General features: G+C 73.9%; 17 protein-coding genes and 3 pseudogenes. 10 read left to right on the top strand and 10 right to left on the bottom strand.

What is annotated here, in order from left to right; translation table 11 throughout:
- Positions 1-37: 37 nt before the first annotated feature.
- Positions 38-550 (top strand): glutathione peroxidase, encoded by a 513-nt coding sequence (locus tag U5640_RS04410; RefSeq protein ID WP_340374486.1) that lies wholly within the window; start codon positions 38-40, stop codon positions 548-550.
- Here the strand turns inward: U5640_RS04410 and U5640_RS04415 are convergent.
- Positions 535-1,641 (bottom strand): FAD-dependent oxidoreductase, encoded by a 1,107-nt coding sequence (locus U5640_RS04415; protein WP_340374487.1) that lies wholly within the window; start codon positions 1,639-1,641, stop codon positions 535-537. The two genes, U5640_RS04410 and U5640_RS04415, sit on opposite strands and share 16 nt — an antisense overlap.
- Positions 1,642-2,244: 603 nt before the next feature.
- Positions 2,245-3,675, bottom strand: a complete 1,431-nt coding sequence (locus U5640_RS04420; RefSeq protein ID WP_340374488.1) for an amino acid permease — start codon at positions 3,673-3,675, stop codon at positions 2,245-2,247.
- Between the two features lie 185 nt (positions 3,676-3,860).
- Here U5640_RS04420 and U5640_RS04425 point away from each other — a divergent pair, with 185 nt between their 5' ends.
- Together U5640_RS04425 and U5640_RS04430 are read left to right on the top strand one after the other, a co-directional pair.
- Positions 3,861-4,559 carry an FCD domain-containing protein gene (locus U5640_RS04425; RefSeq protein WP_340374489.1) on the top strand — a complete coding sequence of 233 codons (699 nt, stop codon included), beginning with the start codon at positions 3,861-3,863 and terminating at the stop codon, positions 4,557-4,559.
- Positions 4,560-4,618: 59 nt separating this feature from the next.
- Entirely contained in the window at positions 4,619-6,091 is a 1,473-nt protein-coding gene (locus U5640_RS04430) for an APC family permease (RefSeq protein WP_340374490.1), read from the top strand.
- 75 nt (positions 6,092-6,166) lie between these two features.
- On the opposite strand, the pseudogene pqqE reads toward U5640_RS04430, so the two are convergent.
- The 7 genes and pseudogenes from pqqE to U5640_RS04465 form a co-directional block, all read right to left on the bottom strand.
- Positions 6,167-7,277, bottom strand: a pseudogene (pqqE, locus tag U5640_RS04435) (pyrroloquinoline quinone biosynthesis protein PqqE).
- Complete coding sequence (pqqD, locus tag U5640_RS04440) at positions 7,274-7,546, bottom strand: pyrroloquinoline quinone biosynthesis peptide chaperone PqqD (RefSeq protein ID WP_340374491.1); 273 nt, start codon at positions 7,544-7,546, stop codon at positions 7,274-7,276. The pseudogene pqqE and the gene pqqD overlap by 4 nt, the downstream one beginning before the upstream one ends.
- Positions 7,543-8,340 (bottom strand): pyrroloquinoline-quinone synthase PqqC, encoded by a 798-nt coding sequence (pqqC, locus tag U5640_RS04445; protein ID WP_340374492.1) that lies wholly within the window; start codon positions 8,338-8,340, stop codon positions 7,543-7,545. Before pqqC ends, pqqD begins: the two co-directional genes overlap by 4 nt.
- Positions 8,337-9,236 carry a pyrroloquinoline quinone biosynthesis protein PqqB gene (pqqB, locus tag U5640_RS04450; RefSeq protein WP_340374493.1) on the bottom strand — a complete coding sequence of 300 codons (900 nt, stop codon included), beginning with the start codon at positions 9,234-9,236 and terminating at the stop codon, positions 8,337-8,339. The genes pqqC and pqqB overlap by 4 nt, the downstream gene beginning before the upstream one ends.
- Positions 9,237-9,245: 9 nt before the next feature.
- Positions 9,246-9,386, bottom strand: a complete 141-nt coding sequence (gene pqqA / locus U5640_RS04455; protein ID WP_340374494.1) for a pyrroloquinoline quinone precursor peptide PqqA — start codon at positions 9,384-9,386, stop codon at positions 9,246-9,248.
- A 40-nt stretch (positions 9,387-9,426) separates the two neighbouring features.
- On the bottom strand, positions 9,427-9,633 hold the full coding sequence (locus tag U5640_RS04460; protein WP_340374495.1) for a hypothetical protein: 207 nt from the start codon (positions 9,631-9,633) through the stop codon (positions 9,427-9,429).
- Between the two features lie 14 nt (positions 9,634-9,647).
- Positions 9,648-10,751: a PQQ-dependent sugar dehydrogenase gene (locus U5640_RS04465; protein ID WP_340374496.1), complete on the bottom strand. Its 1,104-nt coding sequence runs from the start codon at positions 10,749-10,751 to the stop codon at positions 9,648-9,650.
- A gap of 344 nt (positions 10,752-11,095) precedes the next feature.
- On the opposite strand from U5640_RS04465, the gene U5640_RS04470 reads away from it, so the two are divergent.
- The 4 genes and pseudogenes from U5640_RS04470 (at position 11,096) to U5640_RS04485 (ending at position 17,098) form a co-directional block, all read left to right on the top strand.
- Entirely contained in the window at positions 11,096-11,932 is an 837-nt protein-coding gene (locus tag U5640_RS04470) for a hypothetical protein (protein ID WP_340374497.1), read from the top strand.
- The gene (locus U5640_RS04475; protein ID WP_340374498.1) at positions 11,932-14,232 is read left to right on the top strand and encodes a bifunctional serine/threonine-protein kinase/ABC transporter substrate-binding protein; all 2,301 of its coding nucleotides are present in this window, start codon (positions 11,932-11,934) and stop codon (positions 14,230-14,232) included. Before U5640_RS04470 ends, U5640_RS04475 begins: the two co-directional genes overlap by 1 nt.
- A gap of 10 nt (positions 14,233-14,242) precedes the next feature.
- Positions 14,243-15,037, top strand: a pseudogene (locus tag U5640_RS04480) (serine/threonine-protein kinase); the annotation flags it as partial.
- Positions 15,014-17,098, top strand: coding sequence for a branched-chain amino acid ABC transporter substrate-binding protein (locus U5640_RS04485; protein WP_340384924.1), 2,085 nt, complete (start codon positions 15,014-15,016; stop codon positions 17,096-17,098). The pseudogene U5640_RS04480 and the gene U5640_RS04485, both read left to right, overlap by 24 nt.
- Positions 17,099-17,107: 9 nt before the next feature.
- Here the strand turns inward: U5640_RS04485 and U5640_RS04490 are convergent, their stop codons facing one another.
- Positions 17,108-20,017, bottom strand: a complete 2,910-nt coding sequence (locus U5640_RS04490; protein WP_340374499.1) for an AAA family ATPase — start codon at positions 20,015-20,017, stop codon at positions 17,108-17,110.
- Between the two features lie 134 nt (positions 20,018-20,151).
- Here U5640_RS04490 and U5640_RS04495 point away from each other — a divergent pair, with 134 nt between their 5' ends.
- From U5640_RS04495 to U5640_RS04505, 3 genes and pseudogenes are all read left to right on the top strand, one after another.
- The gene (locus tag U5640_RS04495) at positions 20,152-20,886 is read left to right on the top strand and encodes a DUF6585 family protein (RefSeq protein WP_340374500.1); all 735 of its coding nucleotides are present in this window, start codon (positions 20,152-20,154) and stop codon (positions 20,884-20,886) included.
- 18 nt (positions 20,887-20,904) lie between these two features.
- A pseudogene (locus tag U5640_RS04500) lies at positions 20,905-21,344 on the top strand (transposase); the annotation flags it as partial.
- 810 nt (positions 21,345-22,154) lie between these two features.
- Positions 22,155-24,083 carry a WD40 repeat domain-containing protein gene (locus U5640_RS04505; protein WP_340374501.1) on the top strand — a complete coding sequence of 643 codons (1,929 nt, stop codon included), beginning with the start codon at positions 22,155-22,157 and terminating at the stop codon, positions 24,081-24,083.
- Positions 24,084-24,433: the final 350 nt, after the last annotated feature.

Here is a 24,433-nt window from a genome sequence, read left to right on the forward strand (position 1 = left end):
CCCGTACGGACCGACCGGAGCGGAGCGAGACACCGACATGAGCCTGTACGACATCCCCGTCCGCACCCTCGCCGGTGAGCCGGGCGATCTGAGCCGCTACCGGGGGACGGCCCTGCTCGTGGTGAACGTGGCCTCGCGCTGCGGGCGCACCCCGCAGTACGCGGCGCTGGAGGAGCTGCACCGGCGGTACGGACCGCGCGGGTTCGCCGTCCTCGGCTTCCCCTGCAACCAGTTCGGGCAGCAGGAACCGGGCACCCCGCAGGAGATCCGGGAGTTCTGCTCGACGGAGTACGACGTCACCTTCCCCCTCTTCGAGAAGGTGGACGTCAACGGCGTACGGCGGCATCCGCTGTACGCGCTGCTCACGGCCGCGCCCGACGAACGGGGGGTGGCCGGGGACGTCGAGTGGAACTTCGAGAAGTTCCTGGTGTCGCCCGAGGGCACGGTCGCGCACCGCATCCGCTCCCGGGTGAAGCCGGACACGCCCGAGGTCACCGGGCGGATCGAGGCGCTGCTGCCCGCGTCAGGACGGCGTCAGGCCGCCGTGTAGCCCAGCTGGCGCCGCATGAACGGGGTCATCAGGGTCTTCGCCTTGGCCAGGGTGGTGGTCCGGGTGCCGAGGACGGCGGTGTCGCCGCCCGGCACGGGCAGGACGGTCACCCCGTCGGACGGACCGAACGGCACGATGAGCGGGGTGCGGTGGACCCCCCGGTAGGAGCGCGACCGCTTGCTGTGCCGGCCCGGACTGCGCAGATACGCCCCGATGTTGTGGGCGGCGGTCTCCGCCTGGGAGAGCGCCGCCGGGGTGACCTTCAGTTCGCCCACGTCGTTCACGTCACCGACCGCGAACACGTCCGGCCGCCCCACCACACGGAGCATGCCGTCGACCTTGACGTGCCCGGTGCCGTTGAGCCAGTCGCCGTGTCCGGCCAGCCGCAGCCAGAGCGTGTTGGGGGTGGTGCCGGTCGCCCAGAAGGAGAGGTCGGCGGAGAGGACGGCGCCGCGGCTGTCGCGGTAGGTGGCGAAGTCGTTGCCCGGCGAGACGAAGGAGCCGAGCCGCACCTGCACCCCGTGCGACTCCAGCCAGGCGCGGGCCCTGCGGCCGGCGCGGGCGCTGCCCGTGGAGGTCAGCAGTTCCGCTCCCGAGTGGGCGAGCGTGACCCGGGCGTCCGGCCGGGCCAGCCGGATCTCGGCGCTGAGCTCGACCCCGGAGGGCCCGCCGCCCACGACCAGGACGTGCTCGGCACCGGCGATCTTGCGCTGGTGCTGGCCGAACACCCGCGCCGCCTCCTCCGCCGTCCCGCCGCTGAAACGGGCCGGTTCGGGGTAGTCGGCGCCGGTGGCGATCACCAGGACGTCGTACGGCAGCCGTTCGCCCGCCGCGAGGACCACCTCCCGCCCGACCGGGTCGATCCGGACCGCCTTGCCGACGACCAGCCGGCCGTGGCGCAGCAGCCGGTCGTACGGGATGAACGGGGTCACCGTCCATTCGGGGCGCACACCGGCGCGCAGGGACGCGATGCGGTGGAAGAAGACGTCCTTGCGGTCCACGAGCGTGACGTTCGCCGTCGCGTCCAGGCGTTTCGCCAGGCGGACGCCCGCGTAACCGCCGCCTATCACCACTACGTTGCCGTCTCGCACAACGAGTCTCCTGTGCTGGGTGGGGGGATGGACGGGAGCGTAGCCCTTTGAAACCTAAAGTACTTGGAGAGTCGGTGAAGGTTCCGTGAAGACGTGTCCCGGCCGCGGCCCGCGGCCGTCGCCACCGGCCCGCTGATCCGCCGCACCACCAGCCGGGAGGCAACACCGCCTCCAGTGTATGGAGTTGACGGCACATCACCGACCGGCAGGCGCGCCTCCGCGGGACCTGTGCGTCGGTCCGGTCATCGTCGCCGCGGCCTTCTTCAACCGTCTGGTCGGGGGGAGGGCGAAGTGAGCGCCGCCGAGCCCACCGCCGGAAACGGAGCGACCATGTCCCCCACCGCCACCGCGGACGCCACGGGAGCGGCCACCGGCGAGGTCCTGCTGGAGCTGTCCGACATCAGCAAGCGGTGCGGAGCCAACACCGTCCTGAACGGAGGGCATCAAGAACCCGCGACAGCTGGTCGGTTCCGCTCTCCGGCGGTCAGCAGCACCACGGCCGCAAGAACCTCGTCACCCGCCCGACCGGCGGTGCCCGGAACGCCGACGGGGCCGGACCCGCCGTACGAGAGGCGGGTCCGGCCCTCCGGCCGGTTCGGGGGGTCACTCCTTCGCGGAGGTCACCGCGTCGGGCACGGCGCCCCGGCCGAGGCGCTGGCGGACCACGGCCACGACCACCACGCCCACGGCCACCAGGGTGGACAGGACGACCTGGTCACGGCCGCCGCCCTCGGCGGTGTCGGTGAGCATGTAGAGCAGGACGAAGGCGATCAGACCGATGGTGGCCCAGGTGAGGTAGGGGTAGAGCCACATCCGCACGACCAGCTTCTCGGGCGCCTCCCGCTCGATGATCCGGCGCATCTTCAGCTGGGAGAAGCAGATCACCAGCCAGACGAACAGGGCGATGGCGCCGGAGGCGTTGAGGAGGAACTGGAAGACGGTGTCGGGCCACAGGTAGTTGAAGGCGACCGCGACGAAGCCGAAGACGACCGAGGCGAGGATGGCCGAGCGCGGCACACCGCGGTCCGTGGTGCGGCCGAAGGCGGCCGGGGCGTCGCTGCGGCGGCCGAGGGAGAACGCCATGCGCGAGGCCGTGTACAGACCGGAGTTGAGGCAGGACAGCACCGAGGTGAGCACGATCGCGTTCATGATCTGCGCGGCGTGCGGGATGCCGATGGAGCTGAGGGCGGCGACGTACGAGCCGTCCTTGAGGATCGCCGGGTCGTCCCAGCGCAGCAGGGAGACCACGATGAGGATCGAGCCGAGGTAGAACACGGCGATCCGCCAGATCACGCTGTTGGTGGCCTTGGTGACCGCACCCTGCGGGTCGGCGGACTCGCCGGCCGCCAGGGTGACGATCTCGCTGCCCATGAAGGAGAAGACGACCATCAGGACGCCGGTGAGGATGGCGCCCGGCCCGTTGGGCAGGAAGCCGCCGTGCGCGGTGAGGTTCGAGAAGCCGGACGCCGGGTGGTCCGAGCCGGGCAGCAGGCCGAAGATCGCGAGGCCGCCGATCACGATGAACGCGGCGATGGCGACGACCTTGATCCCGGCGAACCAGAACTCGAACTCGCCGTAGGAGCTGACCGAGGCCAGATTGCTGGCGGTCAGCACGACCATGACGATCAGGGCCCAGCCCCACTGCGGGACCGCGGGGATCCAGCCGGCCAGGATCTTGGCGCCGGCGGTCGCCTCCACGGCGAGGACGACGACCCAGAAGAACCAGTAGAGCCAGCCGATGGTGAACCCGGCCCAGCGGCCGAGCGCCCGGTCGGCGTAGGCGGAGAAGGAGCCGGAGGTGGGGTTGGCCGCCGCCATCTCGCCGAGCATCCGCATCACGAGGACGACGAGGACGCCGACAAGGGCGTACGAGATCAGGATGCCGGGTCCGGCGGTGGCGATGCCGGAGCCGGAGCCGACGAACAGACCGGCACCGATGACTCCGCCGATCGCGATCATCGACAGATGGCGGTTCTTCAGTCCGGCCTTGAGACCGGGCTCTGCGGGAGGGGCTTCGGGAAGGGTTGTGGTCATCTCGACATCCGGTGAGGAGGGGACGGGCTGTCGAGGCGCGAAATTAGTTCACTACGATCGAAAAGAACAAGGCTTGTTTAAGTGTTCACCTTGCTCTATTTTGCAGGCAACGTGGAACCCTCGCTTCCGGGAGCCCTCCGTGCACCACGCCGTGACCCCGCTCAGCAGGCCGTTAGGGTGGCGCCGTGGTGAATCCAGCGGGCAAGTTCGGCCCCTACGGCGGCGGGGACGCCCGCCTGCGCTCCGGCGGGACCCAGACGGGGTCGGACCTGGTCCGTTCCCGGGTCGCGCTGCGGGTGCGCCTGAAGTCCGTGACCCCGGGTGACCGGCTGCCGGACGCCGGCGTCCTCGCCGAGGAGCTGGGGATCGGTGAGATCACCGTGCGCCGCGCGCTGGAGGGCATGTGCCAGGACGGTCTGCTCGACCGGCGCCGCGGCCGGGCCGGCGGCACCTTCGTCGCCGCCGACTGGGACACCGTCGTCGCCCTGATGCACGACGCCGAGGAGGCAGCCCTGCTCGACTCCTTCCACCTGCTGCTGGAGTGCGGCCTGGTGGCGCACGGCGCGGGCGAGGTCCCCGAAAGCTCCCTCGAAGGGCTGCGGTCGCTGGTCGCGGAGATGGACCTGGCCGAGGACCCGGCCCGGCTGGTCGAGCTGGAGACCCGTTTCCACCTCGACCTCGCCGAGCTGCTCGGCGGCGCCGGCATCCGCGAGTTCGCCGCCGATCTCCTGGGCCGCCAGTGCCTGCTGCTGCCCCCGCCCGGCCCGGCCGTGGTGCGGGCCCGCAACCGCTGCCACGCCGAGCTGCTCACCGAACTCGGCCGCGGCGCGATGGACCCGGCCGTACGGGCCGTGAAGGAACACCAGCGGGCCCGCCCGAGCTGACGGCCGGCCCCGCCCGCCGCGCCCCTCGCCCCGCCACCGTCCCCGAAGGAGCAGTCGCCATGTCCGACCCCGGAGCCGTCGGCCCGCCGCCGACGTCGGGCCCCGCCGGCGGCCCGCCCCAGCGGCTGCGCGGCGGTGTGCTCGGCATGGCGGACATCGCCGCCGCCACCATGGCCAACGTCGGCCCGGCCATGAGCTTCTTCTTCGGCTTCGCCTTCCTCGCCGCCACGGCCGGCATCGCCTCCCCGCTCACCATCGCCGCCGCGGGCGTCGCCGTCGCGCTGCTCGGCAACACGCTCGCCGAGTTCTCCCGCGCGCACCCGTCGGCGGGCAGTTTCATCACCTTCGTCGGCAAGACCTTCGGGCCGGTCAGCGCCGTGACCACCGCGCTGCTCGCGGGACTCGGCTACATCATCGCGATGGCCTCGGTGATCGCGATCTCCGGCGGGTTCGTGCAGATCACCCTGCACCACTACACGGGCATCGACCTGCCGTGGATCCTGTGGACGCTGCTGCTGACCGGGGTGTCGGTGGTGCTGATGCTGCGCGGGATCGTGGTCTCCACCAAGTGGGCCGGCTATTTCTTCGGCGTGGAGATGCTGGTGCTGGTCGTGGTGTCGGCGGCGGCGCTCTTCGAGCACCGCGGCAGCCTGTCCGCCGCCCCGTTCCTGCCGGGCCACCTGCGCCACGGCCTCAGCGGCCTCGCGGCCGGGTTCCCGCTGGCGGTGTACCTGTTCATCGGCTGGGAGAACTCGGCGGCGCTGGCCGAGGAGACGGAGAATCCACGGCGCAACGTCGGGCGCGCGGTGCTCTTCTCCGTCGCGATCATGACGGTGAGCTACATCCTGTTCTCGTACGCCACCGTCACCGGCTTCGGCTACGACACGGCGGCGCTCGGCGACTCCCCCCTCCCCTTCATCGACGTCGCCCACCACACCCTCGGGGCGCTGGCGGTCCTCGCCTACGTCGGCGGGCTGACCTCCACCCTCGGCGTGCTGATCGCCGGCATCAACTCCCAGGCGCGGCTGATCTTCAACGCCGGACGCGAGGGACTGCTGCCGTCGTTCTTCGGGTACGTCCACCCGACGCGCCGTACGCCCAACAACGCGATCGTCACCTTCGCCGTCACCTCGCTGCTGATCATCGGCGGCTGGGGGCTCGGGCACCTGCTCGGCCCCGACGGCGGCCGGATGGACCCCGTGGTCTTCTTCACGGAGTCCTCCAGCCTGGGCGCGCTGCTGATCCTGCTGGTGTATCTCGCCTCGAACATCGCGCTGCCGCTGTACTACCGCCGCTACCGGCCGCAGGAGTTCCGGACCGTACGGCATCTGGTGCTGCCGGCGATCGGGGCGCTGGCGATCCTGGTCCCGCTGTACTACCTCGCCAAGCCGGGGCAGCCGGCGCCGTACAGCTGGTTCCCGTATGTGGCGCTGGTCGCGCTGGTGGGGTCCGTCGGATATGCCGCGGTGTTGGTGCGGCGGGATCCCACGTTGGCGGAGCGGGTGGGGTCGGTGGTCGCGGACGTGGAGTAGTTCCCGGGTGCGGCGCCGTTGGGGCCGGTCGCGCCCGCGCGGCGGAGCCGCACGGCGACACGGCCCCGCGCCCCGTCAGGACACGGACGCTCCCGGGCGGCGATAGGTGTACGGGGGGGCGGGTGGCCGCGGTCTCCGGGGCCACCAGGGTCTGCAGGAGGGGGTGGTCCGGGGACAGGGCACAGGCCGGGTCCGTGCGGGCCGGGTCGCCCGTCAGGGCGTGGGCCTGGCAGCGGCAGCCGCCGAAGTCCTCCTCGCGGCGGGGGCAGGTGCCGCAGGGACCGGTCATCCGCCAGTCGGTGCCGCGGTAGCGGGTGAAGGCGGGCGATTCGTCCCAGATCCAGGCGAGCGGGTGGTCCCGTACGTTGGGCGGGTCCAGGCCGGGCAGGGCGGCCGCGGCCGGGCAGGGCAGTGCGGTGCCGTCGGGGGTGACGGTGAGCGAGACCGCTCCCCAGCCGCCCATGCAGGGCTTGGCGATGCCGTCGAAGTAGTCGGGGACGACCCAGACGAGGTCCATGCGGCCGGCGAGCCGCTCGCGCCGGTGCTCGACGGTCTCCCGGGCACGGGCGAGCTGCTCGCGGGTCGGCAGCAGGGCCGCCCGGTTCAGCAGGCCCCAGCCGTAGAACTGGGTGTTGGCCAGCTCCACGCGGTCCGCGCCCCAGGCCTCGCCCAGGTCGATGAGGTCGCCGACGGAGTCGAGGTTGTCGCGGTGCAGGACGACGTTGAGGCCGAGCGGGAGGCCCGCCGCGCGGATCAGGGCGGCGGCCCGCTCCTTGGCCGCGAAGGCGGACGGGCGGCCGGCGATCCGGTCGTTGGCCCGGGCGTCGGAGTGCTGCACCGAGAGCTGGACGCTGCGCAGGCCGGCCTTCCGAAGGGCGGTCAGGCGGGGCTCGTCCAGGCCGGTGCCGCTGGTGACGAGCTGGGTGTAGACGCCCGCGGCCTCGGCGGCGGCGACGATCCGCTCCAGGTCGGGCCGGAGCAGCGGTTCACCGCCGGAGAGATGCGTGTGGACGACGCCCAGCGCGGCGGCCTGCCGCAGGACGTCCGCCCACTCGTCGGTGCTCAGCTCGCCCGAGCGGCGGGCCAGTTCGAGCGGGTTGGAGCAGTACGGGCAGTGCAGCGGGCAGGCGTGGGTGAGTTCCGCGAGCAGCGCCCAGGGGCGGGCCGGCGACGCGTCGGCGGTCATCGGAGCCAGCCCTCCCCCCGCAGCCGGTCGAGGAAGGCGGGCACCTCGGCGGCGACCGGGGCGCCCGGGAAACGCGCGGCGAGTTCGCCGACGATCCCGGGGACGGTACGGGTCCCGTCGCACAGGCCGACGACCTGGCTCGCATGGCCTTCGAGCACGACCACCCGTTCGGGCAGGAGCAGCAGGTCGGCGCCGCGCACCGGGTCGTGCCGCAGCATCAGCGCCGGCGCGAGGGCGGGGCGCCAGGCGGTGACGTCCGCCGCCGTCACCCCCGCACCCGCCAGGGCCGGCTGTCGGTCTCCGGTCGCTCGGCGGAAACCGCTCGCCCGGGGCGGGGGGCGCGGTGGCCGGTGCCGGCCTGTTGGACCGCGTCGAGCAGGGCCCACAGCACCTCGCACTTGAAGGTGAGCGCGGCCAGGGCCCGCCGCTGGTCCTCGCGGGTGCGGGCCCAGTCCAGGACGAGGGCGAGGGCCTCCGTGCTGTCGCGCCGGCCCTGGTCGACACGGGTGCGGAAGTAGCCGAGGCCATCGGGCTCGATCCAGGAGTAGTGGCGTGCGAAGGCGTCGATGCGCACCCGCATCAGATCGGGCGCGGTCAGCTCGGTGAGGGAGGCCGCGACGGCCTCCAGCGGGGACCGCAGCCGGCAGAAGTTGACGTATCCCTCCACCGCCAGGCGTACGCCGGGCAGCACCGAGTCGCCGCTCAGCAGCGCGCGGCGGTCCAGGCCGGCCGCCTCGCCGAGCCGCAGCCAGCGCTCGATGCCGCCCTCCCCGTCCGCGCGGCCGTCGTGGTCCTCGATGCGCCGCACCCACATCCGGCGCAGCCGGGGGTCGTCCAGCTTGGCGGTGATCAGCGCGTCCTTGACCGGGATGTGCCGCTGGTAGTGGAAGCGGTTGGTGATCCAGGCCCGCATCTCCTCGGGGCACAGGTCGCCCTCGTGCATCCGGAGGTTGAAGGGGTGCCGGTCGTGGTAGCGCTCCCGGGCCACCGCGCGCAGGCGGTCCTCGAACGCGGCGCGGCCCCAGGGTGCGGCTTCGGCCCGGGGGGCGAGGGTCGTGGTCACAGCTCGATCACCAACTCGTCGTCGGCCACCTCGATGCCCATCCGGGCGAGCCGCTTGTGCTGCGCCGCGGTCGGGTCGACCAGGGGGTTCGTGTTGTTGAGGTGCGTGTAGTAGCAGCGGGCGGACAGCGTGGCGAGGATGCCCGCGGTGCCGCCCGGACCGTCGATGGGCAGATGCCCCATCCCGGTGGCGGTGCGGGAGGAGATGCCGGTGCGGCGCGGCTCCTCGTCGTCCCAGAAGGTGCCGTCGACGAGGACGCAGTCGGCCTCGGCCACGACCTGGTGCAGGGCATCCGACCAGGCGGCGACGGCGGGCGCGTAGACCGCCGTACGGCCGGTGGACGGTTCGTACAGGCGCAGCGCCACCACCCAGGCCTCGTCCTCGGGGGCTTCGGCGGCGTACCGGGGACGCTTGGCGGAGACGGGGACGGCGGTGATCCGCAGGCCGTCGTCGGACGGGCCCAGCGGGTGCGCGCCGTGGCAGGTGAGGTCCCGCCAGGTGAGGGAGGTGTAGGGGCCGAGGACGTCGCCGAGGCGCAGGCGGTCCTGAAGGGCCCGGCGGACCGGGGCCGTGGCGTGGATCTCCAGGGCGTCGGCCTCGCGCAGCCGGGCGATGCCCAGGGTGTGGTCGAGTTCGGCGTCGGTGAGGACGACCCCGGCGATCGGAGTCTGCCGGGGGCCGGGCCCCGGGTGGAGCGCGGGGTGGGCCTCGATCTGGTCGCCGATGTCGGGGGTCGCGTTGACGAGGTACCAGCGGCCGTCGTCCGTACGGACCGCGAGGGAGGCGTGACGGCGGCGGCGCTCGGGATGCGCGCGTGCCCCGGAGCAACCGGGGCACGCGCAGTTCCACTGCGGGATGCCGCCGCCGGCCGCGGTGCCGAGCAGCTGGAGCAGCACGGCGGCGGGCTAGCGGGCCGCGAGGGAGTAGGCGGTGACTTCCAGGGCGGTGTCGACGACCGTGTAGCCGGGGGTCCGCCAGACGGCGCTGTCGGACGCCTCGGCCGTGGTCGTGGGCCGGTGCTCCGCGCGCTCGGTGGTGTCGTTCATGATGGGTGCCTTCCTTCCGGAGGGACGGGCATGGATGGGTTCACCCCTCGGTGAGGGGAGCCTGGGGGGCCGGGGCGGCAGTCGGTCCGAGGGTGACCTTCAGGAGGGAGTCCTTGTCGGTGCCCCGGTCGCTGGTGCCGAGCCAGAGTTCGTCGGCGCCGGGCACCTTGGCGAGGGCGCGCAGCCGGCCGTAGGCGCCGGTGTAGTACGCCACGGCGGTGCCAACGGTGACGGCGGCTGCCGCCATGCGGCGGCTCGGGCTCATTTGACGGTGACTTCGAGGATGCGGTCCTTGCCGTCGCCGCCGTCGGTCGTGCCGACCCAGAGCCGGTCGGTGCCGGGCACCTTGGCGAGCGCGCGCAGCCGGCCGTAGCTGCCGTTGTAGTACGACTTCCCGGCCCCGACGGCCTTGCCGGTGCCGTCGATCGGCAGCGCCCACAGCCGCTGGCCGAGCAGCGTCGTGACGTAGACGACGTCGTTCTTGACGGCGATCTGGGCGGGGACACCGCCCTGGTCGGGGTGCCAGACCTTCTTGGGGTTGGTCATCCCCGCCTTGGCGCAGGACCCCTCGCAGCTGGGCCAGCCGTAGTTGCGGCCCGCCTCGACGAGGTTGAGCTCGTCCCAGGTGTTCTCGCCGATCTCGGTCTCCCAGAGCCGGCCGCGGCTGTCCCAGGCGAGGCCCTGCGGATTGCGGTGGCCGAGGCTGTAGACCCGGGTGCCGAACGGGTTGCCGGGCGCCGCGGCACCGCTCTTGGTGATGCGCAGGACCTTGCCGTTGAGGGAGTGCTTGTCCTGGGCGAGATTGCGCTTGAGGGCGTCGCCGACGCTGACGTAGAGATAGCCGTCGGGGCCGAACGCGAGCTTGCCGCCGTTGTGGTCGCCGCCCCGGGTGATGCCGCCGAGGACGACCTTGTAGTCGCTCAGCTTGCTGCCGTCGAAGTGCATGCGCACGACGCGGATCTCGGAGGCCGCGGTGTGGACGAAGAAGACGTCCCGGTCCGTGGTGCCGTTCCAGGTCGGTGACGGGGCGACACCGAGCAGTCCGCCCTTGCCGCCGCTCGGCGAGGGCGCCACGGTGTTCGGGACGGTGCCCACCTTCTTCTTGGTGCCGTCGCTCGACTGGAGCCATACGCCGGCCGTGAAGCGCTCGGTCACCAGGGCCCGCTTCCCGCCGGGCAGGAAGGTGATGCCCCAGGGCCTGGTCCAGCCCCGCGACAGGACTTTGACGCCCGTCGGTGCGCCGGCCGCGCGGGTGTCCGCCCGGGCGTCGGCGGCCGCGGGAGGGGCGGGCTGGAGGAGGCAGGTGCCGAGGACAGCGGTGAGGGCGACGACCGCGGCCCGGCCGCGCCGGACTCGATGCGGCACCGGTTGCGCCAAGCGTGACATTCCGAAGCCTTTCCTGTCGTGGGGGCGTGGAGGCGACCGGCCCCGTCGAGGAAGGAGGGCGCCGCCGGATCGGAGAGCGCGGGGAGACGGGAAGCGTGTGCCGTCGCACGGCACCGGCTCTCCCGGATCGGCTCCCTCAAGGAGTATCGGGGCATGATTTCCGGCCGGGCCACCGGAGATCGTCCATCGTGCTGACGGGCCGGGCGGCAGGGTGAACCCGGGACGAATACGTAATCGGATACGTGGTTCTACGGAGGTGTCCGGCTTCCGGGGGCGACTACGTTCGGTGTGTCGAACGCAGTGAGCCGTGTTGAGGGGACCGAGTGACAGGCAACGCCCGAGGCGTGCGGGGTACGGGGGTGACCCTGCTGGTGGCGGGGAGCCTGCTGGCCGGGTGTTCGGCCCAGGGGGCGGACGGCGGGGCGGCCCGGAAGAGCGCTTCGCCGTCGGCCGGCGCCGGGACGGGGGCCACGGCCGGGGCGGGGGCCACGGCCGGAACCACGGCGCCCCCTTCCGGCTCCGCCCTCTTCACCGCCGACCCCGCGCTGGTCCCGCGGACCGCCAAGGACGGCGCGGTCCTCGCCGACGCGGTCGTGCTCGCCGCCGACGACTGGGGCCGGGGCTACGTCGCCCAGCGGCCGGCCGCGAGCACCCCGGGCACCTGGGCCGTGCTGGACGACGACTGCCGCTGGGAGCGGGAGAAGCTGCCGAGCGGCGTGCTGGCCAGTTCGTCCCGCTACAGCCTGCTGCCGGCCGCGGGGGGCAAGGGCGCGGTCAGGGTGACGGCGGCGACCACCGTGCACGCCTCGGTCCTCGGTGCCGACGAGCAGATCTCCACCACCCTGGAGGAGGTGCTGCGCTGCCCGGAGCAGCAGCCGCGCGCCGACGCGCGGATCACCGGCCTCAACTCGATCGGCACCCCGTTCGGCGCCCGCGAGCAGGGGTACGCCGACGACTCCGTCATGGAGACCGGCCGGTACACCCAGAACGGCGGCGCCGCCCAGTCGTACTCCTGGATGGTCGCCCGGCTGGGCACGGTCGTGGTGGCCGTCTCCGTGACGGGCGGCAAGGGCAACACCGACGAGGAGCTGAACCAGGTGGGTGCCGAGGCCGTGGCGAAGATGCTGGAACGGATCCAGCTGCGCCTGAAGGGGAACTGATGGAGCCGCTGCGTACCTCCGACCCGTCGCGGCTGGCGGGCCACCGGCTGCTCGGGCGGCTCGGCGCGGGCGGCATGGGGGTGGTGTACCTGGGCCGTTCGGCCGGGGGCACCCTGGTCGCCCTCAAGGTGATCCAGGCCGAGTACGCCGAGGACCCCGGCTTCCGGGAGCGGTTCCGGCGCGAGGCGGACACCGCGCGCCGTATGACCAGCCCGTGGGTGGCACCCCTGGTGGACGCCGACCCGGAGGCGGAACAGCCCTGGCTGGCGACCGTGTTCGTGCCGGGGCCCTCGCTCGCCGAGGCCGTCGCCGCGCACGGGCCGCTGCCCGCGGGGACGGTGCGCGTGCTGGGGGCACGGCTCGCCGAGGCGCTGCGGGAACTGCACGCGGCGGGACTGGTGCACCGGGACGTCAAGCCGGGCAATGTGCTGCTGGCGCTGGACGGGCCGCGGCTGATCGACTTCGGGGTGGCCCGGGACCCCCAGGACACCTCCCTCACCTCGACCGGGGTCGTGGTCGGCACGCCCGGGTTCCTCTCCCCCGAACAGGCGCGGGGCGCGCGCGAGTCGGGGCCGGCGGGGGACGTGTTCTCGCTGGGCTGTGTGCTGGCGTACGCGGCGACCGGCCGCCCTCCGTTCGGCACCGGCGCGCTGGACGCGCTGCTGTACCGCACGGCGCACGACGCGCCCGATCTGGAGGGGGTCCCGGAGGAGATCGCCGGGCCGGTGGGCGGCTGTCTGGAGAAGGACCCGCAGCGGCGGCCCACGGCCGAGGCGCTGGCCCGGTCCCTGTCGGCCGCCGCACCCGCCGCACCCGCCACGCCGCCCGACCCGCGCGAGGCGCTGCGGGCGGTGCGCCCCGAGGCGGCGGACGGGTCCGCCGCGTCCCCGCCCGTGCCGGAGGGGACGGCACCCGAGGACGCGGTCGCCGGTGACGAGGCGTGGCTGCCGGAGCCGCTGGTCCGGCTCATCGCGGAACGGTCGGCGGCGGGACTCGCGCTGCCCGGCGTCGACGACACCGAGATCGACACCTCGGACGCGACGGTGCCGTCCCCGGCCGCACCCGAGGAGCGCGGTACCGGCCGGCGCCGCTTCCTGCTGCTGGCCGGGGGCGCGGCGGCGGTGGTCGCGGCGGGCGGGGGCGCGCTGGCCGTGTGGGGGACGCCCTTCGGCGACGGCGGGGGCAAGGGGGCCGGCGCGGCGCCGGACGACAGTCTGCCCCGGTACACCATCGGGCTGCACGCCGATCTGAGCGGTGACCAGAAGGCGGTCGGGCGGGCCCAGGAGCGGGGGTTGCGCGTCGCGGTCGACGAGTTCAACGCCCGGCGCGACGCGCGGTTCGCGCTGGCCGTGAAGACGGTCGACGACGGCGGTGATCCGGCGCGGGCGACCGAGGCGGCCAAGCGGCTCGTCGCGGACCGTACCGTCCTCGCCGTGGTCGGTCCCACCACGGACACCACCGCGCTGGCCTCGCTGGCGACGTACGACGCCGCGTCGCTGCCGCTGATCGCGGTGTCGCCGGGCGCCACCGTGCTGGACGTGACGGGCAGCCGGTCCTTCCTGCACGCCCGGGTCACCGACACGATCCTGCCGTTCTACCTCAGCGCGTATCTGCGGGGCACCGCCAAGTCCCGCACGATCGGGATCGTGGACGACCGGGCGGCGGACACCTACGGCTGGGAGATCAGCAGCACGCTCAGCCGGATCCTGCGCGACGCCCGGCAGCCGGCCGTGCCGAAGGTGGTGAGCGCGTTGCGGACCGACTTCGCGCCGACCATGGACGCGCTGCTCGACAAGGGCGCCGACTCGGTGGTGTTCGCCGGCTACTACGAGCGGGCCGCCCTGCTGGCCCGGGAACTGACCCGCCGTGACTTCCCGGGCGCCCGGGCCGGCGCGCAGGGGGTGCTGGACGCCCGGTTCCTGTCCGCCGCCGGGGACGCGGCCGAGGGCTGGGCGATCCTCGCCCCCGTGATGGACGCGGCGACGGCGCCCGAGGCCAAGGCGTTCGCCGCGGCCCACCGCAAGCGTTACGGCGCGGAGCCCGAGCGGTACTCCGTCGAGACGTACGACGTGGCGCAGCTCGTGCTCAGGACGCTGGGCTCGCTGGCGGTCGGGGAGCGCACCCGGGCCCGGCTGACGACGGCGCTGCGTTCGGCCTCGTACAAGGGGATCAGCCGGAATCTGGCGTTCGACAAGACGACCGGGGCGCTCGTCGTCGACGGCAGCGGTATCTACTTGTGGAAGGTGACCGGCGGCCGGTTCGTCTACCAGGGCGTGGCCCCGTACCAGGTCACCGCCTGAGGGGGTGTCGATGGAGCCGTTGCGCGGCGCCGATCCGGCCGGGATCGGGGGCTACCGGCTGCTGCGCCGACTGGGCGCGGGCGGCATGGGCGTGGTGTACCTGGCCCGCTCCACGAACGGTTCGCTCGCGGCGCTGAAGGTGATCCGCGCCGGGCACGCCGACGACCCCGGGTTCCGGGCCCGGTTCCGCCGGGAGGTGGAGACGGCGGGCCGGGTCGTCAACCCCTGGGTGGTGCCCCTGCTCGACGCGGACCCGGACGCGGCCTCGCCCTGGCTGGCCACGGCGTTCGTCCCGGGGCCGTCACTGGCGGAGGCGGTCGAGGAGTGCGGGCCGTTGCCGTACGCGACCGTCCGCGTTCTCGGGGCCCGGCTCGCCGAGGCGCTGGACGCGGTGCACGGGGCGGGGCTGGTGCACCGGGACGTCAAGCCGGGCAATGTACTGCTCGCGGTCGACGGGCCCCGCATGATCGACTTCGGGATCGCCCGGATGCCGGAGGACACCGCGCTCACCGCGAGCGGCATGGTGGTCGGCTCGCCGGGGTTCCTCTCCCCCGAGCAGGCCCGGGGGCGGGGCCGGGAGATCGGCCCGGCCAGTGACGTGTTCTCGCTCGGCTGCCTGCTGGCGTACGCCGTCACGGGCGAGCGTCCCTTCGGTCCGGGCTCCGCGGCCGAGTCCCTGATGCGCACGGTCCACGACGAACCGGACCTGAACGGCGTACCGCAGCCCTTGCTGCCGCTCCTGCGCGCCTGCCTGGAGAAGGAGGCCGGGGCCCGGCCCGGGGTGACGGAGATCCGTCGGGCGTTGGAGGACACCGGGACTTGGGGCGCGGGTGGCGAGCACGGGGATGATCCTCGGGGCGGGGGCGGCGAGCACGGGGATGATCCTCGGGGCGGGGGCGGCGAGTACGAGGGTGATCCTCGGGGCGGGGGCGGCGAGCACGGGGATGATCCTCGGGGCGGGGGCGGCGACCCCCGGGAGGGTCCGTGGGGCCGGGGCGGCGAGCGCGGGGCGGGGCCCCGTGGCTCGGCCGACGCGCACGGGGACGGGCCGCGCGGTGGGACCGGCGACGGATCGGCCGGAGGGCACGGCCGCGGTGAGGGCGGGCCGCGCGGTGGAACCGGCAGCGGCGGGGCCACCTCAGCCGCAGACGCCCGCGACGACGGGGCCGCGCCGCACGCACACGACCGCGGCACCGGGGCCGAAACCCCGCACGCAGACGCCCGCGACGTCGGCGCCGCGTCGCGCCCCGAGGCCGGAGACGGCAGCGCCGCGCGACGCGTGGAACCCCGCGACGGCGCGGCCGAGCCGCAGGAACAGCACGGCGCCGGCCAGGCCACTCCCCGCGCTGAAGCCGCCGACGGCAGGACCGCGCCGCGGACAGCGCCCCGCGACGGATCGGCCGGAGGGCACGCCCCCGGTGGGGACGGGACGGGCGGTGAGGTCTGGTTGCCGGAGGTACTGACCCGGCTGATCGCCCGGCGTTCGGCCGCCGTGCTCGCGCTGCCCGACGTCTCCGCCACCGAGGTGCCGGTCACCGCCGGCGACGACGGTGAGGCGACGGCAGGGGCTGAGGGGGGCGGCGGGACGACGGCGGCCGGGTCCGGCGGCAGCCCGACGCGACGGCGGTTCCTGGTGCTGGGGTCGGCCGCGGGGGTGCTGGCCGCGGCCGGCACGGCGGCCTGGTGGACCACCGGACGCCCCGGCGGGCCCGCGGACCACGGTGGCTCCGCCGCGCTGCCGCGCCTGACGCTCGCCGTCCACGCCGATCTCAGCGGCGGCGGCCGGACCACGGGCCGGGCCCAGGAGAACGGCGTCCGGCTCGCCGTCGACCGGCTCAACTCCCGTACGGGACGCACCTTCCAGCTGGCGCTCCAGGTGCACGACGACCGGGGCGAGCCGAGCCGGGCGCAGGAGATCGCCCGGCGGCTGGCGGCCGACGACCGGGTGCGCGCGGTGCTCGGGCCGAGCACCGACGCCTGCGCGCAGGCCACCCTCGCCCTGTACCAGAAGGCCCTGCTGCCGATGGTGTCCGTGTCGGTGGGCCTCGACGACGTCTCCGCCTTCACCTACCGGGTGTACGCCGCCACCCGCCCGAACGACGCGACGCTCGTGACGCCCTTGCTGGCGTACCTGGTGCACACCGCCGACGCCCGCCGGACGGTGCTCGTCGACGACGCGGCCGAGGGGGACTTCAGCTGGCGTCTGTGCTCGGGGCTCGCCGAGTCCCTGGGCGCCGTGCGCACGGTGATCCGGCGCACCCTGGCCGCCGACGCCGCCACGGACGGCGCGTTCCGGGCCCTCGCCGAGGCCGTGACGGCCGCCGGGGCCGACGCGGTGGTGTTCGGCGGGGGGTACGCGCGGGCCGCGCGGCTGGCCCGTGCGCTGCGCAAGGCCGGCTTCTCCGGTGCCCGGTTGGCCACCGAACGCGCCTGCGACACCCGCTTCCTCCGCGCGGCGGGCGACGCCGCCGACGGCTGGGTGTTCGCGACCTCCTACCTGGACCCGGCCCGGGTGACGGCCGCGAAGCCGTTCGTCACCGCCTATCGCGCGCGCTTCGGCACCGCCCCGCCGCCGTACGCCGCCGAGGCCTACGACGCGACCCTGTTCGTGGCCGGCGCCCTGACCGCGCTGGGGCCGGACCGAGCCGAACGGGGCGCCGTCGTGGGCCGGTTGCGGGAGACCGACTACCGGGGGATCACCAAGCAGCTGCACTACACGGCGTCCAGCACGCGCTACAGCCGGGACGCGATGTATCTCTTCCGGGCGTCCGGGAACGCGTTCCGCTATCTCGGTCAGTACGCGGACGCCACCGCCGCCTCCACGTCCACCCCCAGCTCCACCCCCACCTCCACGGCCGCGCCCTGAGCGGGGCATTCAACCGCTGAACGCGGTCCCCGGCGGGCGCGCCGCGATCAGTGCGGCGAGGGCGGCGCGCGAGGAGACCCCCGTCTTGCGGTAGATCCGCGAGACATGGGTCTCGACCGTGCGCCGGCTCAGACAGAGGCGGGCGGCGATCGCGGGGCTGGTCAGTCCCTCGGCGACCAGGCCGGCGATCTCCCGTTCTCGGGTGGTCAGTTCGGCGAGCCGGCGCTCCGGGCCGTCGGCGGCCTCCGCCACGGCGGGGCCGACCGCGTCGGCGAGTCCGGTCAGCATCGCGGAGCCCCCGGCGGCGGCCACTCTGCGCCCCCGCTGCCAGGCGGCCCGCCCCTGCCGGGGCCCGTCCGGGGCCGCCGCCAGCAGCGGGGCGCCCAGGAGCAGGGAGAACGCCTCCCAGAACAGCGCACCGCTGCGGGTGCTCTCCTCGGCCGCGGCCACGAACAGCTCCGCCGCGGCCCGGGAGTCGCCGAGGCCGAGGGGGATGTGGGCGCCGCTGCGCAGGGCCGAGGCCCGCTGCACGGGCAGCCCGAGCCGCTCGGCCTCCTCGTGGGCCCGCCGCGCCCAGTCCTTCGCCGCGTCCACCTCGCCGAGCGCGAGGGAGGCGGTCACCAGGATCTCCAGGAACAGCGGGCGCATCGACGGCTGGAGCCGGCGCAGGTCCGGGCCGCCCGCGTGCAGTACCGCCTCGCGGGCGCGGGCCGGGTCGCCTGCGGTGAGTGCCGCGTAGCCGAGCATGCAACGGGCGATGGAGGCCCACCAGTTGACGCCCAGTCCGGCCGCGGCGACCGCCTCCTCGGCCACCGCCAGGGGCCGCGGGTCGCCGGGCGGGCAGGCGGCGACCATCGCGTGCGCCTTGGTGCCGAGGACGAAGGCGAGGAGTTCGTCGCTGCCGATGCCGCGGGCGATGTCCTCGGCCTCGTCGGCCAGTTCCACCGCCGACACCGGACGGCAGATCTGGACGTGCACATGCGCCTTGCACAGCAGCAGATGGGGCAGCAGGGCGAGCTGGCCGGTGCGGCGGGCGATGGTCAGACCCCGGTCGGCGTGCCGCTCGGCGTCGGCGAAGCGCTCCAGGAACGCCTCGGCCCAGCCCAGCCGGGCGAGTTGCTCGCACAGGCCGGTGAGGTCGTCGTCCGGCAGCGAGTCCACCAGGGCGGCCGCCTGGCGGGCGTACCGGTCGGCGTCGGCCGTCTCGCCCTCGTAGGCCTCCCCCAGCGCGGCGACGGCCAGTGCGCCGGCGACGCCCACCTCGTCACCGAGGGAGCGGGCCACCGCGAGGGTGCGGGCCATGTCGGCGCGCACGGTGGGGTACGAGGTGTCGTGCGGGGCGGAGGAGCCCAGCTCCAGGCCGAGCGCGACCTGGTCGGCGGGTGAGGGCGCCGGGTCGGTGCGGTGCAGTTCGCGGCGGAGCAGGGCCACCGCCTCCGAGTAGCGCCCCAGATGGCGTTCCATCACGGCGCACAGCACGACGGCGGAGACGCGCGATCCGCCGGCCCTCTCGACGGCCCTCTCGACAGCGTCCTCGACGGCGCCCTCCACGAGGCCGTCACCGGGTGCCTCGAAGGCCGGGTCCGGCATGGCGATCACCTGGTGCAGCAGGTCGCGGCTGGCGCGGAGTTCGCCGCAGGCGCCGAGGGCGCGGGCCCGGCGCAGCATCAGGTCACGGCGGCGCACCGCCCGGTCCGGGGTGTGCGGCAGGTGCCGCAGCACCACGCCGAGCCAGTGCGCGCAGCTCGCGGGCGCGGTGTGCGCGGCCTGTTCGGCGGCCCGGACCAGCACGTCCGCCGTCTCGGGGTCCCAGCCGGACAGGGAGCGTTCGGCGTGGTGGGCACGCTCGGCGGGCGGGGCTCCGGCACGGGCCAGTGCGGCGGCGGCGAGCCGATGGGTCTCGGTGCGCAGCCAGGGGTCCGTGCCGTCGTGGACGAGACTGCGCAGCACGGGGTGGCGCAGGGTCAGCCGTCCGTGCGGCCCGGGGCGCAGCAGGTCGCGGCGGGTCAGCTCGGCGAGGTCGGCGGCCAGGTCGGCCGGGGTTCGGCCGGTGACCGGGGCGAGCAGGGCGGGGGTGGCGTGGTCGCCCAGCGCGGCCACCACCTCGACCAGTCGGCGCTGTCCGGCGCCGAGCGGGGTCAGTTCGTCCAGCAGCAGCGCGCCGAGTCCGGTGGTGGACAGCCGGCTGACCGGGGCGCCCTCGCGGTGTGCCTGGAGCAGGGCCAGCAGGTAGAGGGGGTTGCCCTCGCTCGCGGCGAAGAGCCGGACGGCCTCCTCGCGGTCCAGGCCGGGCGCGAGCCGCTCGAGGCACGCCTGCTCGTCCAGCGGCCCGAGGACGGTGCGGCGCACCGCTCGGCTGTCGGTGCCGCGCTGGAGTGTCGCGGTGAGCGGGGCGGGGCTCTGCCGTTCGCGGCGGGCGACGGCGATCAGGACCCGGGCGCGCGGGGGGTGCCGTACGAGATGGTCGAGGAGTTCCAGGGAGGCGGGGTCGGCCCAGTGCAGGTCGTCGAGCACCATGACCAGCGGTGCGGTGGCGGCGTGGGCGAGCAGGGCGGCGGTGGCGCGGTGCAGGCCGAAGCGGTCGGCGCGACGGGCGGCGCCGGTGAGCACCGGGGCGACCTCGGCGGCGGGGAAGGACGCGGGCACGGCGGGGTCGAGGTCGGCGAAGGCGTCGGTGAACGGCTGGAAGGGGATGTGCCGTTCGTACTCCGTGGCGCGGCCGCGCAGCACCGTGGCTCCGGCGTCTGCCGCGCGCCGGCACAGCTCGTGGGTGAGGCGGCTCTTGCCGATGCCGGCCTCGCCGGTGATGTCCAGCACCGCCGGGCGGCCCGCCGCGTCCGCGACGAGGTCGGCCAGCAGCCCGTCGAGCAGCGCCAGTTCGGCGTCCCGGCCGGCCAGCGGCATCGGTTCCGTCGTCATGTCCGCGCCCCCTGCGCCCCGTCCTGCTGATCATCCTGCCGTACGCCACCGACAGCGCGGGCGGGGAACATACGTAGGCGATCTACGTAACACCACGGTTGCCGCCGCCCGGGCACGGCTCGAAGGGTGGCCTCATGACCACACCCGTCCCCTCTCCCGAGGTCTCCGCACTGGCCGCCCGGCACGGACTGGGCGCGCTGCGGGCCGTGTTCGCGCCGAAGCGGATGAGCAGGTGGATGTTGGCCGCCCACCTCTTCAACACCTTCTACCTCTCGCTGCTCTTCCTCGTCCCCGGGGTGCTGTACTACTGGTGGCAGGCCCGCCGCCATCCCGGCTTCACCCCGCGGCAGTCCCGCAAACGGCTGCATCTGTTCGAGCAGGGGCTGGTGGTGGACCCGCCGGTTGGCAGGGGGGCGGTCGTCCTGCGCTGGGACTCCCTGCGGCTCCAGCAGGACATCACCCAGCTCGTCGTCAACGGCCGCCCCGCCCCGACCCGGTACGTGTACACGGCGAGCGTGCCGGGCCAGGGGTCCGTACGGATCACCGAGTTCTACGAGGGCCCCGACGTCTGGGGCCCCTTCCTGCAGGAGGCGGTCCTCGCGGCCCAGGGCCCGGCGGTGCTGAAGACGCTCCAGGACGGCGGGACGGCCTCCTTCGGGGTGCTCGAACTCTCCCGCGAGGGGCTGTCCGCCCCGAAGAAGGGCCGGCTCCCCTGGCCGGAGGTCCAGGAGGTCCGGGTCTCGGGAGGCCTGGTCTTCGTCACACGGGCCGGCGACTCCGCCCGCTGGTCCCACCACGCCGTCAAGGACGTCGTGAACCTCCATCTGTTCCTGGCCGCGGTCGCGGCCCTGCACGGGGAACCCGTCTAGGTTCTGTCTCTTTGGTCCTGGTCGAGGGCGGGTGTCCGGGGCCGCCTCCACGAGGCCGTGCTGCACCGGCTTGACGACGCCGGCCTCATCGATGTCACCCACGTCGCCCTCGACACCGCCCACGTGAGGGCTAAAAGGGGGCGAACACACAGGTCCGAGCCCCGTGGACCGCGGCAAGCCGGGTTCCAGGATGCACGTCCTGCCGGACGCGAACGGACTGCCCCTCCTCGTCGGCGTCTCGGCCGGCAACACCCACGACAGCGAGGGGCTCAAGCCCATGATCGAGGGTCACCAAACGAGACACGACCCCGATCGCGGCCGGTACTTCAAGCCTCGGCGCCTGCACGCGGACAAGGCCTACGACCGATGTCGTGGCTGTCGGGCTACCGCAGACTCAGCCCCGCTACGCACGCAATCCCCGCAACTACTCGGCATTCAGAATGCCCGGTTGGCCATGAATATGGCAGGGGATCACGAAAATCTCCGTCACCGCCGTGGGGCCGCCCCGGCAGCGTCGCCGAGGGGTACCGCCAGGTGTGCGTGACCTCGGGGCGACTCCACACTTCACCGGAAGAGTCGGTCACGGCACCTACGGCGTCACGAGGAGGAGAGTCCGCAGTTGGGCCGCGTGGCTTGCCATGTCCCCGTCCAAGACCCGGGATCCGCACCGGCGATCAACTGCGCACCCTCGCCACCGCCCGCCACGGCCACCGCCACCCCAGCTACGGCAGCTCCGCATCCGCGGGCATGTTCGCGCGGACAAACATAGGGACCAGGACGTAGGTGAGAGCTCGGCGCACCGAGGCGGCCCGGCTGATCGGCGAGCTGGAACAGCTCCTGCTGGACACGTCCGAGGGGTGAGAGCCGTACGACGGGTGTCCGCAAGACCCGCCCGGATACTGCGATATCAGCGGCGCCTGCGCCGGAGCGGGCGCGTCGGCGGCGTGCTGCGATCCGGAGGTGTCGGTGGAGGCTGATTAGATGTGGGTATGTCCGATGATCTGAATGTTGACGGGTTCGGTGCTGTGCCTGCGGGTGCGGACGTGCGGTTGGTGGATCCGGGGTTCCTGGTACATGCCGACCCGGGTGAGGTGCTGGGCCTGGTGGATGCGGCCTCCGGGCCTGCGGCGCGGTTGGCGGGGGCGGTGTACCGGGCGTCGGCGCACCTGCACCGGGATGCTGACGCGGGGGTACGACGGCAGTTGCTGGCGCTGGATGCCGCCCGGTACAGGGACCGGGGGTTGGCGGCGCAACTCACTGCCGTATCGGTGGACGGTCGAACCGATGCGCGGTGGGTGGTCGAGTGGGCCACCGGCAGCACGGTCGACCACCGGTTCCGGCAGGTCCTCATCGGGCACATCGACGTGGTGCAGGCGGTGGCGACGACGGTGGTGGACGGGCGCCCCGCAGCCGTCAGCGGCAGTATGGACGGGACGGTACGAGTTTGGGATCTGACCACCGGACAGCCTGTCGGTGAACCCCTTACCGGCCACACCAGCGGGGTCGTGACAGTCGCGACGGCTGTGGTGGATGGCCGCCCCGTCGCTGTCAGCGGCAGTGAGGATGCCACGGTTCGGGTGTGGGACCTGGCCGCTGGACAACCCGTTGGTGAACCCCTCACCGGTCATACCGGCGGGGTGGTGGCAGTGGCGACCGGGATGATGGAGGGCCGCCCGGTAGCTGTCAGTGGCAGTTCCGACGAGACGGTTCGGGTGTGGGACCTGACCACCGGACAACCCATCGGCGAACCCTTCAGCTGCTCGGCGTACGCGGTAGCGACGGGGGTGGTGGAGGGCCGCGCGGTCGCCGTGACCGGCAGCTGGGACAGGACGGTGCGAGTCTGGGATCTGACGACTGGGCAGCCGGTTGGTGAACCCCTCACCGGCCACACCAGCGGGGTGGTGACGGTGACGACCGGGATGGTGGAAGGCCGCCCCGTCGCCATCAGCGGCAGCCACGACAAAACGGTCCGGGTGTGGGACCTGACCACCGGACAACCCGTCGGCGAACCCCTCACCGGCCACACCAGCACGGTGGGTGGGGTGGCGACCGGGATGGTGGACGGGCGCCCCGTCGCCATCAGCGGCAGCCACGACAAAACGGTCCGGGTGTGGGACCTGACCACCGGACAACCCGTCGGCGAACCCCTCACCGGCCACACCAGCACGGTGGGTGGGGTGGCGACCGGGATGGTGGACGGGCGCCCCGTCGCCATCAGCGGCAGCGACGACGAGACGGTCCGGGTGTGGGACCTGGCCACCGGACAACCCGTCGATGAGCCCCTCACCGGCCACGCCGGCAGGGTGTACGCGGTGGCGACGGCGGTGGTGGACGGCTGTCCGGTCGCTGTCAGCGGCAGTGGGGATGCCACGGTTCGGGTGTGGGACGTGGCCGCTGGACAACCCGTTGGTGAACCCCTCACCGGCCACACCGATGCGGTGCGAGCGGTGGCGACGACGGTCGTGGACGGCCGTCCGGTCGCCGTCACCGGCAGTGCGTACGAGGATGCCACGGTGCGGGTGTGGGACCTGGCCGACAGCCGACAGATCGGCGACCCCCTCACCGGCCACATGGACGGGGTGGTGGCGGTGGCGACGACGGTGGTGGAGAACCGCCCCGTCGCCGTCACCGGCAGCTACGACAGGACGGTGCGCTTGTGGGACCTGACCACCGGCCAGCAGCTCCGGGAACCCCTCACGGACCGGATGGAAGAGGTGTTCGCGGTGGCGACAACGGTGGTCGACGGCCGTCCGGTCGCCGTCACCGGCAGTGAGTACGGGACGGTGGAGGTGTGGGACCTGACCGCCGGCCAGCTGGTTGGCAAACCACACACCGACCACACCGGCTACGTGGCGGTGGCGACGACGGCGGTCGTGAACAGCCGCACCGTCGCCATCACCAACAGCAACGACAAGACCGTGCACGTGTGGGATCTGACCACCGGTCAACCCGTAGGCGAGCCCCTCGCCGACCACACCGGCTACGTGGTAGCAGGGGCGACGGCGGTGGTGGACGGCCACCCCGTCGTCGTCATCGGCAGCATGGACGGGACGGTGCGGGTGTGGGACCTGGCCACCGGCCGGCAGGTCGGACCGGAGTTGGTGTTTCCTGCGGCTGTGTACGCGGTGGCCGTCAGTTCGGATGGCCGGCTGGTGGTGGGGTTCGGCCGGGACGTCGCGGTGCTGGCCCCTTGCTGACCAGGCCCCTGCACGGTGTGCCCTGGGCACGGGCGACTCCCGAAGCCGCCGCGACGCAACATGAAGGCCACCTGGCGCGAGGACGTGTTCACCCGCACCTACCTCTCCCCCGCCCCCAACGGCCCGGCCAAGCCGCAGCTCCCCGGCCCGGAGACCGCGCCGTACGACGACATGAGCCGGGAGGACTGCCAGGCCTGCGCCGAGGCAGCCGGTTTGGTCGGACGGCTGCGGGATGACCACCACCGCGGGCTGACCTCGCACCAGGCCCCTTTCGCCACAGGCGCCATATCCGCCAGCCGTCAGACTCTGTCGACCCGGAGCCACCCGCAGCCGAAGCCGAGGACGAACGG

This window comes from Streptomyces sp. SS7 (assembly GCF_037993025.1).
Taxonomy (GTDB): Bacteria; Actinomycetota; Actinomycetes; order Streptomycetales; family Streptomycetaceae; genus Streptomyces.

Coding starts and splice junctions, on each gene's coding strand:
- U5640_RS04410 (WP_340374486.1), top strand. CDS start 38: ATGAGCCTGTACGACATCCCCGTCCGCACCCTCGCCGGTGAGCCGGGC.
- U5640_RS04420 (WP_340374488.1), bottom strand. CDS start 3,675: ATGACCACAACCCTTCCCGAAGCCCCTCCCGCAGAGCCCGGTCTCAAG.
- U5640_RS04430 (WP_340374490.1), top strand. CDS start 4,619: ATGTCCGACCCCGGAGCCGTCGGCCCGCCGCCGACGTCGGGCCCCGCC.
- pqqA (WP_340374494.1), bottom strand. CDS start 9,386: ATGAACGACACCACCGAGCGCGCGGAGCACCGGCCCACGACCACGGCC.
- U5640_RS04460 (WP_340374495.1), bottom strand. CDS start 9,633: ATGGCGGCAGCCGCCGTCACCGTTGGCACCGCCGTGGCGTACTACACC.
- U5640_RS04475 (WP_340374498.1), top strand. CDS start 11,932: ATGGAGCCGCTGCGTACCTCCGACCCGTCGCGGCTGGCGGGCCACCGG.
- U5640_RS04490 (WP_340374499.1), bottom strand. CDS start 20,017: ATGACGACGGAACCGATGCCGCTGGCCGGCCGGGACGCCGAACTGGCG.
- U5640_RS04495 (WP_340374500.1), top strand. CDS start 20,152: ATGACCACACCCGTCCCCTCTCCCGAGGTCTCCGCACTGGCCGCCCGG.